Origin of the sequence: Lysinibacillus sp. FSL M8-0134 (genome assembly GCF_038069745.1) — a bacterium.
Lineage (GTDB): Bacteria > Bacillota > Bacilli > Bacillales_A > Planococcaceae > Lysinibacillus > Lysinibacillus irui.
This window is the reverse complement of the sequence record NZ_JBBPAJ010000001.1, coordinates 3,661,594-3,674,927: the sequence shown is the minus strand read 5'-3', so window position 1 is coordinate 3,674,927 and position 13,334 is coordinate 3,661,594. Positions and strand designations below refer to the sequence as shown.

15 protein-coding genes are annotated in these 13,334 nt (G+C 36.3%); 6 read left to right on the top strand and 9 right to left on the bottom strand.

The genetic code is table 11. From position 1 onward, the window contains the following. Nucleotides 1–16: 16 nt before the first annotated feature. A complete protein-coding gene (locus MKY49_RS18710) occupies nt 17–202 on the bottom strand; it encodes a YhzD family protein (protein WP_274794435.1) in 186 nt (61 codons plus the stop codon). A gap of 256 nt (nt 203–458) precedes the next feature. Between MKY49_RS18710 and MKY49_RS18705 the strand changes: the two genes are divergently transcribed. Genes MKY49_RS18705 through yhaM form a run of 3 tightly spaced genes read left to right on the top strand, consistent with a single transcriptional unit; the run spans nt 459 to nt 5,498 of the window. After that, nucleotides 459–1,673, top strand: a complete 1,215-nt coding sequence (locus MKY49_RS18705; RefSeq protein ID WP_341386839.1) for a metallophosphoesterase family protein — start codon at nt 459–461, stop codon at nt 1,671–1,673. Nucleotides 1,674–1,677: 4 nt separating this feature from the next. After that, complete coding sequence (locus MKY49_RS18700; protein ID WP_341386838.1) at nt 1,678–4,566, top strand: ATP-binding protein; 2,889 nt, start codon at nt 1,678–1,680, stop codon at nt 4,564–4,566. Continuing rightward, entirely contained in the window at nt 4,563–5,498 is a 936-nt protein-coding gene (gene yhaM, locus MKY49_RS18695; protein WP_313471318.1) for a 3'-5' exoribonuclease YhaM, read from the top strand. Before MKY49_RS18700 ends, yhaM begins: the two co-directional genes overlap by 4 nt. 145 nt (nt 5,499–5,643) lie before the next feature. On the opposite strand, the gene MKY49_RS18690 is transcribed toward yhaM, so the two are convergent. Then, nucleotides 5,644–6,621, bottom strand: coding sequence for a peptidylprolyl isomerase (locus tag MKY49_RS18690; protein ID WP_274794431.1), 978 nt, complete (start codon nt 6,619–6,621; stop codon nt 5,644–5,646). A gap of 143 nt (nt 6,622–6,764) precedes the next feature. Between MKY49_RS18690 and MKY49_RS18685 the strand changes: the two genes are divergently transcribed. Then, nucleotides 6,765–6,869 carry a YjcZ family sporulation protein gene (locus MKY49_RS18685; RefSeq protein WP_274794430.1) on the top strand — a complete coding sequence of 35 codons (105 nt, stop codon included), beginning with the start codon at nt 6,765–6,767 and terminating at the stop codon, nt 6,867–6,869. 230 nt (nt 6,870–7,099) lie between these two features. Here the strand turns inward: MKY49_RS18685 and MKY49_RS18680 are convergent, their stop codons facing one another. The 6 genes from MKY49_RS18680 to MKY49_RS18655 form a co-directional block, all read right to left on the bottom strand. Beyond that, the gene (locus MKY49_RS18680; RefSeq protein WP_274794429.1) at nt 7,100–7,285 is read right to left on the bottom strand and encodes a hypothetical protein; all 186 of its coding nucleotides are present in this window, start codon (nt 7,283–7,285) and stop codon (nt 7,100–7,102) included. A gap of 70 nt (nt 7,286–7,355) precedes the next feature. After that, nucleotides 7,356–7,901 (bottom strand): DUF3267 domain-containing protein, encoded by a 546-nt coding sequence (locus MKY49_RS18675; protein WP_274794428.1) that lies wholly within the window; start codon nt 7,899–7,901, stop codon nt 7,356–7,358. A gap of 189 nt (nt 7,902–8,090) precedes the next feature. After that, nucleotides 8,091–8,651, bottom strand: coding sequence for an HTH-type transcriptional regulator Hpr (locus MKY49_RS18670; protein WP_016992097.1), 561 nt, complete (start codon nt 8,649–8,651; stop codon nt 8,091–8,093). 157 nt (nt 8,652–8,808) lie between these two features. Next, on the bottom strand, nt 8,809–9,204 hold the full coding sequence (locus tag MKY49_RS18665) for a YtxH domain-containing protein (RefSeq protein WP_274794427.1): 396 nt from the start codon (nt 9,202–9,204) through the stop codon (nt 8,809–8,811). A gap of 133 nt (nt 9,205–9,337) precedes the next feature. After that, nucleotides 9,338–9,874, bottom strand: coding sequence for a tryptophan transporter (locus tag MKY49_RS18660; RefSeq protein ID WP_341386837.1), 537 nt, complete (start codon nt 9,872–9,874; stop codon nt 9,338–9,340). 146 nt (nt 9,875–10,020) lie between these two features. Continuing rightward, nucleotides 10,021–10,434, bottom strand: coding sequence for an HIT family protein (locus MKY49_RS18655; RefSeq protein ID WP_341386836.1), 414 nt, complete (start codon nt 10,432–10,434; stop codon nt 10,021–10,023). A 104-nt stretch (nt 10,435–10,538) separates the two neighbouring features. Between MKY49_RS18655 and MKY49_RS18650 the strand changes: the two genes are divergently transcribed. Continuing rightward, nucleotides 10,539–11,288 (top strand): ABC transporter ATP-binding protein, encoded by a 750-nt coding sequence (locus MKY49_RS18650; RefSeq protein ID WP_274794424.1) that lies wholly within the window; start codon nt 10,539–10,541, stop codon nt 11,286–11,288. Beyond that, nucleotides 11,272–12,453, top strand: a complete 1,182-nt coding sequence (locus tag MKY49_RS18645; protein WP_341386834.1) for an ABC transporter permease — start codon at nt 11,272–11,274, stop codon at nt 12,451–12,453. Before MKY49_RS18650 ends, MKY49_RS18645 begins: the two co-directional genes overlap by 17 nt. 79 nt (nt 12,454–12,532) lie before the next feature. Here the strand turns inward: MKY49_RS18645 and MKY49_RS18640 are convergent, their stop codons facing one another. Then, entirely contained in the window at nt 12,533–13,051 is a 519-nt protein-coding gene (locus MKY49_RS18640) for an antibiotic biosynthesis monooxygenase family protein (RefSeq protein WP_274794422.1), read from the bottom strand. Between the last annotated feature and the right edge of the window lie 283 nt (nt 13,052–13,334).

The following is a 13,334-nucleotide window of genomic DNA, read 5'->3' as shown; positions in this document are numbered from 1 at the left end:
TGCCTTTTACTCGCTATTAAACATGGAATAATATTAATTTACCTGAAGAGTTTACAAGTCGATGAGTTTTGTCGGCAACACCTTTTTCCTCAATTTGTTGTTGTCCATTTAGTTTAGCAGCCTCATCATTTTCAAATGTCCATGTTTCATCAAACAATGTTTCCCCTGTTTTTTCAAAAGCTGTAAAACGATAATTCTCCATGCAAACCCCACCCTTTTACTAAAATATATTTCTATTATACATAGAAGATTTATAAACTTCACGGTAAAACTAGTGATTTTTTTGATAAATTACGAAAATTGTGGAAAAAGTAAGGCGGTCAAGTATTTTCCTTCATACCATTTTTCATAAAAGATGAAGTATGATAAAATAGAACAAATATTCGGTTTTGATAAGTGAACTCGTACTACTTTGATTAGTACCAAGTTAAGAATTATCTACTATTTGAGGTGATTGGATGACAGCAATTCGTTTTTTCCATATGGCAGATTTACATTTAGATAGTCCATTTAAGGGTTTATTTGGTTTATCTGAACACATTTTAAAGAACATTCGGTCAAGTACTTTTGATGCATTCGACAAAATTATTCAAAAAGCAATTCAAGAGAAGCCTGACTTTTTGCTAATTGTTGGAGATATTTATGATGGTGAAAATCGTAGTTTGCAAGCGCAACGTAGATTTCAAGATGCAATGGAAAAGCTCTTCCAACATAATATCCCAGTGATTGTGAGCTATGGAAATCATGATCACTTAAATGGTACTTGGACACGCTTTTCTTTGCCAAGTAATGTCTATGAATTACCAGCTGAAACGAGTGTTGTTCAATTAAAAATTCGGGATCAGCAAGTCAATATATATGGTTTCAGTTATAATGAACGCCACTTGAGGGAATCGGTTATCGAAAGCTATCCCATTGCACAAAATCAACAAACCATTCATATTGGTATGCTACACGGAAGTGAGGCAAGTAATACGACTCATGATGTGTATGCTCCCTTTACTAAGCAACAATTGCTAGAGAAAAACTACCATTATTGGGCTTTAGGCCATATTCATAAACGACAGCTTTTACATCAAAATCCTCCAATTGTTTATCCAGGCAATATACAAAGTCGCCATCGTAAAGAGCAAGGTTTGAAAGGTTATTATGATGTAACTTTATCCCGAACTTCGGCTGAACTAGATTTTATTCCAACTTCAACTGTAGTTTATAGTACAGTTGAAGTGGATTGTAAAAATGTAATCCATGCTAATGAATTACTCAAAAGATGTGCAGAAGCAATTACAGTCAATAGAACAAAGTATGGTGCATCAGTTATAGAGCTTCATTTGCAAAATATTGATGAACAAACAGAAGCATTATTTGAGCATGCCACAGTAGATGCATGGTTAGAGACCGTTCGGGAAGCTGAAGAAGGCATTGAGCCAATGTGTTGGGTACAAAAATTGGTGTTGCAGAAGACTAGGAAATTTTATGAACATACTGCAACAACTCAATCAGTTGTCAGCTTAATGGAACAATGGGATAGTAATGAATGGAAGGATATACTTAAAGATTTATACCAATATGCTGGGGGCGCAAGGCTGATAGAGCCACTTACAGACAAGGATATAGAGAATTTAACGAATAGCGCACAGGCATTATTGGCAGAAGAAATTCAAAGGGCGTGATCACATGCTGACAATACAAAAAATCCAAATTTATGGCTTTGGTAAGCATGAAAATATGACCATTTCGTTAAGCGATGGTGTTACCATTTTTTATGGATTAAATGAAGCGGGAAAAACAACAATTCAGCAATTTATTCTACAAATGCTTTTTGGTTTCCCCACGAGGCAGCAGACACAGCGCAAATATGAACCAAAAGCTTCGACAAAGTATGGTGGTCAGCTGATACTCAAGCATCCGATTTATGGCCAATGTACCATTGAACGTGTGAAAGGGAGGGCAACGGGCGATGTTACTGTCTTTTTAGAGGATGGTACAACTGGACAAGAGGAACTGTTAGCAAAACTATTATATGGCTATTCAAGAGCCAGCTTTGAGTCTATTTTTTCATTTTCATTACATGAGCTACAAGGGATTGAGAAAATGTCAGAGGAGGAACTAACACATTTGCTACTAGCCTCTGGTACGACAGGTATTCAACATTTATCGACCCTTGAGAAGAAAATGGATAAAGAGGCAAATGAATTATTTAGGAAAACCGGTAAAGTGCCAGTAATTAATCAAAAAATAGAGCATTTAAAGCAGCTTGAACGAACGATTAAACAGGAACAAGGGAAAATTCAAACCTTTGAAGATAAATTAAAGCAGCTACAACTCCTAGAGCAAAATTTAGAGCGGCTTTATGAGACACAAAAAATGCAACAACAACAGTGGCAACAGCTAACTATACAAAAACAAGCACTACCTCTAATGAAGCAGCAACAGGCTTTGCAACAAACTTTAGCCAACTATCAAGATATACAATTTCCACCAGAAGGTATTAGACGATATGAACAGTTAAAAGATCGACTAATGCATGAAAACCAACAGCTGTTGCAATTAAAAGAGCAATTTCAAACGTTACAAGATAAAGTACTAGCATCAGTGAACGAGCAAACGGTTAATGAGATGGCTCGCCTTATACAAAAAGAGGCAACCTGGCATCAATTGCTGGTGAAGGTGCAAAATTTACAAGATGATCTCTTTATGCTTGAACAAGAAATGGAAGCACAGTTTCGTTTATTAGGCGTTCAAGAAAAAGAGGAACAGGAAAATCTTCTTGGGGAGACTGTTTCACTTCAGCAGGAACAGCAGTTTCAATTTCAATTAAGTAAGCTGCAGGATGCAGAGGAGGAGCTTAAGTTTCATTTACGATCCCTTGAACAAATACATCTAGAAATAGATGCAATTGCTAAACAAAAGCAACGGATTGTACAGGAATCATTAACAAGTGAAGAAGAACATATTTTAGCACAGTGGCCCCAGCAAAAACGAAGGCTTGAGCAATTACGTGCTGCTAAGTCACTACGAAATAAGCAAACACAACCTTTGTATTTTATCTGGCTTATACTACTAATTGGTTTATTGTCATTTGCTTATGGAGTGTTTGAAAAGAATGTGGTTGTGATCATTGTCGGAGCATTTTTGTCATTGCTTAGCATTTTGTATATGAGACATAGTAAACAAGCAGAGGAGCCTATAAATAAAGAGCAAAGTTATCTCCTACGAGAGTTAGAACAAGAAGAAATGACAGTACAAGCTGTGCTATTAAAGAAGCAACGATATGAGGATCGTTGGTTACATGTCAATGAACAGCAAAAAGAAAAAGAACAGCAATACGTTCAACTTGAATATAAAATTCAACAAGCAGAGTTAGAGAGTGAAGAGGCCACACAGGCACTTCAGCTTTTTTTAAAGCGTTATCGATTACAAGGATCAATAGCCAGAACTTTAATGCCTGAGTTATTTATGCGAATTCGTGGCGTTCAAGAGCTTGCAGCAAAAAGGAATAGTACACTGAGCCTTCTACAAGAAGCTCAGATGGAAAAGAACAGTATTTATGAACAGCTCCAACAGGTCTTAGATGGAGCCTACAATGAACATGAAATATATATGTATTTACGAACAGCCTACCTGGAAGCACAAAAGCATCAACAACAAGTACAACAAACGAAGGACCAGTTAGCCAGCCTTAAAATAAAACTAGAGGGTGGCCAATCTAGAATTGACCAATATACATCTGAAATAGCTCTGTTATTTAGTGAGGCACAAGTGCAAAACGAGCAAGCTTATTATGAAATATATGAACAGTTTGAGCAACAAAGAAAAATCATAGCAGAATTGCAAACGGTTCAAGCACAATTGGCTTCACTCAACCTGCCACAGCAAGAAAATCTGATGGAGGATTCTATTATAGAAGCTCTACATGCTTTGGAACTGGAGCAAAGCTCGTTACAGCAAGAGATAGACAAATGTCTTGAACACCGTGCTTCATTGCTTATTGAAAAAGAGCAGCTATTAAATGATGAAAAGTATGGGCAATTACTTCAACAGTTTGAGCAGGAGAAAACAGAATTACAGCAGCTGATTGAGCAATGGGCAACTAAAAAGGCTGTAGCTACTGCCATTCATGAAGCATTATTCCGCCTTCGAGAAGAAAAATTACCTCATGTTCTTTCGAAGGTGAATGCGATATTCAGTTTACTGACAGGTGGACGATATGAGAGAATTTCGATTCATGATGAAGGCTATTTTGTTGCACAAGATGTTGCAGGAATACGTTACCAAATGATTGAATTGTCACAGGCGACAAAAGAGCAAGCCTATATTGCATTACGTATGGCCCTTGCAAAAACACTGATGGACTCTGCCCCATTTCCAATCATTATGGACGATCCATTTGTCCATTTTGATCGAAACCGTACAGACAAAATGGTACAATTGATGAAAGAAGTAGGATATGAACGTCAAATTTTATATTTTACTTGTCATGACGCAATGCTCGAACATTGGCATAAAGAGCAAATTGTCGATATCGGAGCACTAGCAAATGAAAGGGGAGTGGCGTCAACATGAAAGGGATTACGACGCTTCAAGTTGGAGAAGCAGTAGATCAATTTTTATTGATAAAACAAGCGACAAAAGGTGTTACAACCGTTGGAAAGCCATTTATGTCGCTATTATTACAAGATAAAAGTGGGGATATTGAGGCAAAATTATGGGACACGAATGAGGATCATGAAAAAATGTATCATGCTGAAGCGATTGTGCGTGTTGGCGGAGAGATTCATGACTATAGAGGAAAAAATCAATTACGTATTAAATCGATACGTGTTGCAAAGCCAGAGGAAGGAATCGCAATTCATGATTTAGTTCCCTCCTCAGCAACGCCCAAAGAACAACTATATGAAGAATTGACACAATTTTTCTTTGATATTAAAAATCCAAATATCTCACGTATTACGAGAGCAGCTATTAAAAAGCATCAGGATGCTATTTTAGTCTTCCCAGCAGCAACGAAAAACCATCATGACTATGCATCTGGTTTATTAGATCATATGGTATCTATGCTAAAACTAGGTAAAGCGATTGTCGATTTATATCCAACGCTTAATCGCGATTTATTATATGCAGGAATTATTTTGCATGACATAGGCAAGGTTGTAGAGTTATCTGGTCCAGTTGCCACGATGTATACAGTTGAAGGTAATTTATTAGGACACATTACGATTATGGTGAATGAAATTGCTAAAATTGCTAGTGAACTTGAAATTGATGGGGAAGAAGTCATGCTATTACAACATATGGTTCTGTCTCATCATGGAAAAGAAGAGTGGGGTAGCCCGAAAAAACCTATGCTCCAAGAAGCGGAAATCTTGCACTATATTGATAACATAGATGCAAAAATGAATATGCTCACAAGGGCATTAGGGAAAACAGCTCCAGGGGAATTTACAGAGCGACTCTTCCCGCTGGATAACCGCTCGTTCTATAAACCAACTATATAGAAAAAGTAAATTCATATAGATAGTAGTTCAAAAACGGTCTTCAGGCATAAAGAATAATGCAAAAAGAAAGGGAGCATCTGAAAAATCAGATGCTCCTTTTCGCTGAGGATACTGTCATTATTAGATGAACTAATATTTATCCAGACTATTTAGATTCCTTGTCAGTATCTTCTGCTTTGTCTTCAGAATCTTTAGCAGCATTATCTTCTGCTTTTTTAGCTGCTTCTTCAGCCGCTTTGGCTTGTTCTTCACTTGTTGTTGTAAAGAATTTAAGTGATTCTTTTAAATCTTTATCTGATGTTTTCACATCTGCATCTTTTGCCATTTTTGCAACGATGTCTTTTAAAATCGTTTGCGCTTCACCAGTTTGGTTTAGCTTGTTTATCATTGTTGAACGGATGTTGTCTTCTTCATCTTTAAATTCACCAACACCTTTTACGTCACGCTTGTCCGTAATTTCAATAACATGATATCCAAAGCTTGATTTTACTGGCTCGCTTAATGTATTTAATTCAAGAGCGTAAGCAGCATCGTTAAATTCATCAACCATTGAACCAACAGAGAACCATCCAAGCTCTCCACCGTTTTTCGCAGAACCTGTATCTGTAGAATATTCTTTCGCTACATCAGCAAATTTAGCACCGCCTTTAATTTTTGCAATGACTTCTTTCGCTGTTTTCTCATCTGCTACTAAAATATGACGACCATTTAGTTCTGTTTTCATTTGTTCGTAGTATTTTTTCACATCTTCTTCTTTAATTGCTTGATCTTTTAAAGCTTTTTCTTGAAGAAGCTGAACACGTAAAGAATCTTTAAAGCCTTGTTCTGTTAAACCACTTTCAGCAAGTGCTTGTGTAAAGCCATCACCAAATTGTGATGCTGTAGTGTCGTAAGCTTCTTTAATTTCTTTATCTGTTACCTCATATTTGTCAGCTAAAACTTTTTCAGTCACAAGTTGTTGCATTACATATGAGCCTGTTAAAGCTTTTGCCTTTTCATTAAAATCAGCTACTGATATATCGCCCACTTTAGAAGTAACGATTGCTTTGCTATCTCCGCCGCTACAAGCACCAAGAGCTAATACAGAAGCAGCTAAAGTTAAAGATAAAACTGTTTTTTTCATAGTGGATATTCTCTCCTAACATGGTTTCGTCCATTTTTTACTATAACATAAACGTTTTAAAAACAAAATGGTTCCCCCTTGAGTATTGCCTATATTTCAAATTTTGAAGCGCATAGGATATAGAAAAGAAAGGGGGTGAAGTTATGGGCAACGGAGGATACGGTGGCGGTGGCTACGGCTCAGGCTTTGCTTTATTAGTTGTGTTATTTATTTTATTAATTATTGTTGGCGCAGCGTACCTATACTAATTAATAAAACAGTGAAAAGCTAAGAGCTCAACTCTTAGCTTTTCTTAACAATGGTAGACATTCGCGCCGCAAGCTTAGTTCTACCAAATTTATTGGTTAGAAAAAGTTGTTGCATGGGGGGCTCAACTTATTTTGAGTGTGCGGACGAACGCGGATGTCTTTCAATTTATTTTGTCAATGTTTTGAACCGATATGGATGCCTTTACGCCGAGGCGTAAAGGATACTTCCATTAAACTGCATATAAAATTTCCACATAAAATGAGACAAGTAAAATGGTAATTAGTATATTTATAGTTCGGAATATTTTTGGTTGGTTTTCTTCGGGAATTTCACGTCGCATGCATAAAGCATATGTCATGCGATTAATTTGAAATAAATAGAATACCGAGAATAGAACTACAATCATTAATAGCAAGTCTATTCCTCCCCTCTTTCAATAGTAATAGCATAACAAAGAACGCCAATAAAAAACAAGTACAAGCATTTTAGTGAACAGTTGGTGGAACTAAAATTTCATAGCCTTTAGGTGTTTCTTCTATTTGGGAATTTTTAGGTGAATTTAGCAAGTATTTCACGTAAAGGATATCAATCAAACATAAACTACAGTGATAAGCTAACAGCAATGTTCCGTAGTGTGTATAGGCTGGTAATAGCCAAGTTCCTACTATAATACTTGTGTTTAGAACGATAAAAGGCGTAAGTAATGCTAAGATGTAACGATTTTTAGATAAAGGTTCACGAATTCGCATATGCAAAACAGGAATTATATAAAATTGGGTACGTACACGTAATTTTAAATGCTGGCGCAAATCATATAGTGCAAGAAAGTGCAAAAATTTATGAACTGGATAAAGAGTGAGTACAGCAATTACAAAAAGCCAGAATAACCGATCTGTGTAATGCTCTTCGTTAAATAAATTAAACATTACATATGAAACAGAAAAGACCAATAGAAAAGTAATAACACCCATTATAATAATACGCGTCGTACCATAATGATGTTCTAGGTTTAAAATTTTCCAACAATGCATGGTTTTGTATCAACTCCAAAATAGGAAGTGTCCTATTTAATGTAAATTGAATTATGTTAGAATGCAAGAAAAAGGAGGTACTTCAGAAATATTTCTGAAATACCTCCTTTCACATGATTTACATTCGAATGAGCAGGAATACTAAATGCGTTCATCCAGAAAAAATTACGAGTAGTTTGAAGCTTCGTCCTATCCCTTTACAGGTGTTCTTTCTTCTAGCGTGTCAAAGGAATCACGGAAATGTTGGAAGGAGCGTTCGAAAATATCGATGAAATCCTCGCCATAAATATTGCGAATAACAGCCATTACATCTAAAAAATCTGGGAAACGGCCATATAAATCTTTTAAAGCAAGGGATCCCTCCAGTACGGAATGATACGTATTATGGTAGTTCTTATTCATCTCTACAATAAGCTCTGTACCAGCTTCAGTAAGCTCAACATACGTATTTCGTTTATCGTCATCACGCTTCGAAAACTTAAGGAAGCCACGCTCTTCTAATTTTTTGGAGAAGTTAAATGCTGTAGAAACATGCATCACTCCGAATTTTGCTACATCAGAAATGGAAGCCCCTTTTAAATGATAAGAAATCCATAAAATATGGTGTTCATTAATATTTAAATCATAGGGTTTAATCCATTGTTGCCAATCCTTTTCAACCGCTTTCCATAGCGCCTTTGATAATTGTGCGATTCTTTGACTATAAAGCATCGCTTCTTTTTGTGTGTATAATTCCTCTGACAAAGCCATCACCTACTGCTTTCTTTCACATTTTTAAAAATATTATAGCAGTAAAGAAAAAAAGTTTAAAGTTAGAAAAATTAAAAAATTGAAAAGTGGTTAAAAAATAATATTATAGCAATAATTTTTGGTAAAAAAATAGATTTTTAACTGCTTTGAAAGGACTTTAGTCGCTAACTTTTTCTTGCGGTTTTTTCTTGTTTTCGGTGATTTGTGCAATGTTTTTCTCGATTTCGCTAATCGAATTCTGTAAAGCATCTAATTCTTGTTGTAAATTATTTTTCGTTGGTTCGATTTCTTCAGTAAAAGTTGTGATTGTTTGCTTTAAATCATTTATTATTTGTGGGATATTATTTTTCACTTCATTTGTTAAAGTATTGACAGAGTGCTTAACAGTCCCTACTTGTTGTTTTACATCAAGGAGCATACCTTTTGTTTGGTCAAGATTTTGTTTAAGAGTAGCACGTACTTGTTGCCCTGATTGTGGTGTTGAGAAAAGCACAGCGATTGTCCCACCAATAATCCCTGTTGTTAGTCCAAGTAAAAATGGTTTTGCTTTCATATTGTTTACCTCATTTCTAGTCATGTTTATCTACTATTAAACCATGAAATGCCCGAATACAAAAAGAAAAAAGAAACTAAACGAGTGATTTACTATCACGGTTTAGTTTCTTTTGATTATTTAAAGTGAGTATTTATGAAATTTGAGAAATAGCTGTATTGAATTTAGAGCGCTTTACTAATTTTGCGATAATTGGATAAATGACAGCAAAAGCAACGACGTTAAATGCAACAGCTGGCAGGACAACGCCAATAAATAGCATTGTAAAGGTTGCACCGACATTTGCATTGAATACAAAAAGCGCGACGCTTAAAAAGACAGTTCCTGATAGAATGGTACCTAAACCAACTAAAACAGCAGAAACAGCGAAATAACTTGCCAGTTTTTTTAGAATCAATAAACAGGCTAAAAATACAAAGCCTGTAACAGCTTTATCGATAATATTCGGGACAAGACCTGCTGGGAATGTTGTAAATAAACCTGAAAGTACACCCGTTGAAAGTGATAGTAAGAACGTTTCTTTCACAGTTGGGAACAATAATATTCCAATAAACATCATTGTTAACATGAAATCAGGTTTCATACCATTTACCATTCCTGGTGTAACCACATAAAGGGCTGCACCGACACCAACTAATAGTGCCATTAAAACTAAATTCTTCGTATTCATTTGAATCTCTCCTCAGCTAAGCTAATCTATTTGTCACCTAACGTGTCCTCCTGACCGTTAGCGAAACTTATTTGTGATTGTACGCTAAAATGTTTCTATTTGCAATACAATATTCTGAATCTTTTTGTGTTAAAAATTCCAATCCTTTACAGATTCGCTTTAATACTTTCTGCTACTTCAGCTAACTGCTCTGCTGAATATTTTTGCGTTTGCCAAATTAGGCCAAGCCCTTCTTTTTCGTCGTAACGCGGAATAAAATGTAAGTGGTAGTGGAAAACAGTCTGTCCAGCTGCAGCGCCATTATTATTAATCGTATTCAAACCAATCGGCTGAAATGCTGCTTTAATAGCATTGGCGATTTTTGGTGCAACGGCATATAGATTACTTGCCACTTCCTCTGGCATTTCAAATAGATCTTGGCAGTGATGCTTTGGTATTAATAGTGTGTGGCCTTTAGCAACAGGTGAAATATCTGTAAAGGCATAGACATGGTCATCCTCGTAGATTTTTGTACTTGGAATGGATCCATCGATAATTTTGCAGAATAGGCAATCGCTCATGAGAATTTCCCCCTTAACATATGTGTAAATACATTCTATCATACTCAAACCTGTATCATTTGCTAATTTTTGATAAAATATAAAACAAGAAGAGGAGTGAGGATATGTCAGTATTAGAGGTACAGCATGTGACGGGTGGATATACTAGAAAACCTGTTATTAAAGATTTATCTTTTACTATTGGAAAAGGGGAATTAGTTGGCTTAATCGGTTTAAATGGAGCTGGTAAAAGTACAACAATTAAACATATTATAGGAACAATGTTACCAAAGGAAGGGGACATTCGACTAAACGGGGTAACATTAAAGGAAGATACGGACAAGTATCGAACAGCCTTTTCCTATATTCCCGAAACCCCTGTGCTATATGATGAGCTTACATTAAGAGAGCATTTAGAGTTAACAGCGATGGCATATGGTATTGATAAGGCAACCCTTGATGCTCGTTCAGAGGTGCTATTAAAAGAATTTCGAATGGAGAAAAGATTAAATTGGTTCCCTTCGCATTTTTCAAAGGGAATGCGTCAAAAAGTCATGATTATGTGTGCCTTTTTAGTGAATCCAAGTCTTTATATTATTGATGAGCCTTTTGTGGGCTTAGATCCCCTAGGTATTCAATCATTATTAGACCAGATGGATGAAAAGAAAAAAGAAGGTGCTTCTATACTAATGTCTACACACATACTATCGACAGCTGAAAAGCATTGTGATCGAATTATTTTATTGCACGAAGGAAGAGTTCGAGCGCAGGGAACAATGGCTGATTTACGCAAATCGTTTGCAATGCCGAATGCGACATTGGACGATCTCTATATTGCCATGACAAAGGAGCGGGACCATGAAGAACTTGCGTGATGTATGGTCCTCTCGCTTCATGCATTATATAGGAGAAGTACAAAAATATATGCAATTTATATTTACAGGGCATATTGCGATTGTACTTGTTTTTCTTATTGGAGCAGGGGGCTATCAATATAGTGAATGGCTGAAAGTTGTACAAACAGACTTTCCAGCAGAAATCATCATTGCTCTAATCGTAGGGATTTTATTGGCCTTTAGCCGCCCTACTACGCTCTTGAGAGAGCCAGACCAAGTATACCTATTGCCTTTAGAATCAAAAATATCACAGTATTTTAATAAGGCATTGGCTTGGACTTATTGGTCTCAAGTGTGGATAGTAGCGATTGTCTATATTGTTTGTATTCCATTATTAAAAGCAGTAACGGAATTAACAACGATCGACATATGGACAGTATTTTTACTTGTCATTGTTTTGAAATATATAAGTGTTCAAGGAGAATTCAACTATCGTTATAGTGAACGAGGCAATATGGTCTGGGTGGACAGGCTTATTCGAGCTATCGTATTTGCAGCTGCAATCTATTTGGGACTCCATGCTCAGCTCCTATTAGCAGTAGTCGTTGCAGTTATCAGCGTTATTTATATCATTGTCTTTAGAAAAAAATCGACCGGTGAACCTGTGCCTTATGAACATTTTGTAAAGCTTGAACAGAATCGTATGATGAGCTTTTACCGTTTTGCTAATTATTTTACAGACGTACCCCATTTACATGGAAGCATCCGTCGCCGTAGTTGGATGGACTGGCTCTATAAATTTGTACCATACGGTAAGGGCAATGCTCAAAAGTATCTGGTATTTCGTACCTTTGTTCGAACAGATGACCATTTCTATTTATGGCTTCGTCTTACAGCTATTTCAGCAATCATTGCTGCATTTGTAGACATTCCTGTCGTTACATGGATTGCTGCTGGTGCACTGAGCTTTGCGACAACCATTCAGTTAAAGCAAGCATTACTATCAAGCGGTGAATTTCGAATGGATATGCTCTATCCATTACCCGATAATGCCCGTCCATTAGCTGTGAAGCAGGTTGTGCGTTTAGCAATGATTACACAAGCTATTATTGTGGGCTTATGTGCCATGACACAACCAATGTTTTATATTACTGTCATCGTTGTTTTGGTTATTAGTGAATTGACATCGAAGGTTTCTAAGTAGAATAGAATACTATTGATAAATTAAAAAGCTCATTCACCCAATGCTATTGTTGGATAAATGAGCTTTTAATTATTTAGGCTTATTGTGAATCTTCTTCCTTCGGTATTGCGCTATAGGTTGTTACATAAGAAGCTGCTGAAAAGATGTTCTGCTGGCGTACTCCAGTTGAATCATCTTTTTTAGCATGGGCATTTTCAAAGGCTTTAGAACTCTTCCATGCTTCAAATGAATGTGGCCCATTCCATTGTGTCATGACAATGTAAGTATCACTCTTGATGGGTCTTAATAAACGGAAGGCAACAAAGCCCGGCTCCTCCTCAATGGCTCGCGAACGCTCTAAAAAGCGGTGTTCGAATACAGGACGTCCCTCGTCTGTCACAGGAATATTATTAAAAACAAAGAAGCCTCGTTCCTCTAGGTCATTTACTGAATCCAAAACTTCGAATTTACGAGGCGTTGCAAACACTGTTTTTCCTTCTGTTTCATGTATCAAGACAGAGTTTCCGTCTCCGTGGATTAAGATCATATGCTCATTTGGATACTTATTTTTTACCTGTTCTAAAAAATCCCCAGTACCAGAAGTTAAATAAATATACATCAATTTATCCTCCTTATGAATCTTATTAATTATAGCGTGATTATACCCTTTTAAGCAGAAGTCTAACGCTTTGACCAAAAAGAATCTGCCGAGAAAGAACAATTTTATGACATTTCACTAGGAAAACTATACAATAACAGAGGAAGCGTTTACTATTGGAAACGGATATCAATAATAAAGGAATAAAAAAGACATTTTTAACTTGATTCACCAAATATTTTTTGTACCGAAAGTGAAACAACAGGTATAAAGGAGAAAAATGATTTTTTGAGGGGAAGGAATT

Bases quoted from the DNA above. Each gene is read 5' to 3' on its own strand.
- MKY49_RS18710 (WP_274794435.1), bottom strand. From the start codon at position 202: ATGGAGAATTATCGTTTTACAGCTTTTGAAAAAACAGGGGAAACATTG.
- MKY49_RS18705 (WP_341386839.1), top strand. From the start codon at position 459: ATGACAGCAATTCGTTTTTTCCATATGGCAGATTTACATTTAGATAGT.
- MKY49_RS18700 (WP_341386838.1), top strand. From the start codon at position 1,678: ATGCTGACAATACAAAAAATCCAAATTTATGGCTTTGGTAAGCATGAA.
- yhaM (WP_313471318.1), top strand. From the start codon at position 4,563: ATGAAAGGGATTACGACGCTTCAAGTTGGAGAAGCAGTAGATCAATTT.
- MKY49_RS18690 (WP_274794431.1), bottom strand. From the start codon at position 6,621: ATGAAAAAAACAGTTTTATCTTTAACTTTAGCTGCTTCTGTATTAGCT.
- MKY49_RS18685 (WP_274794430.1), top strand. From the start codon at position 6,765: ATGGGCAACGGAGGATACGGTGGCGGTGGCTACGGCTCAGGCTTTGCT.
- MKY49_RS18675 (WP_274794428.1), bottom strand. From the start codon at position 7,901: ATGCATTGTTGGAAAATTTTAAACCTAGAACATCATTATGGTACGACG.
- MKY49_RS18670 (WP_016992097.1), bottom strand. From the start codon at position 8,651: ATGGCTTTGTCAGAGGAATTATACACACAAAAAGAAGCGATGCTTTAT.
- MKY49_RS18665 (WP_274794427.1), bottom strand. From the start codon at position 9,204: ATGAAAGCAAAACCATTTTTACTTGGACTAACAACAGGGATTATTGGT.
- MKY49_RS18660 (WP_341386837.1), bottom strand. From the start codon at position 9,874: ATGAATACGAAGAATTTAGTTTTAATGGCACTATTAGTTGGTGTCGGT.
- MKY49_RS18655 (WP_341386836.1), bottom strand. From the start codon at position 10,434: ATGAGCGATTGCCTATTCTGCAAAATTATCGATGGATCCATTCCAAGT.
- MKY49_RS18650 (WP_274794424.1), top strand. From the start codon at position 10,539: ATGTCAGTATTAGAGGTACAGCATGTGACGGGTGGATATACTAGAAAA.
- MKY49_RS18645 (WP_341386834.1), top strand. From the start codon at position 11,272: ATGAAGAACTTGCGTGATGTATGGTCCTCTCGCTTCATGCATTATATA.
- MKY49_RS18640 (WP_274794422.1), bottom strand. From the start codon at position 13,051: ATGTATATTTATTTAACTTCTGGTACTGGGGATTTTTTAGAACAGGTA.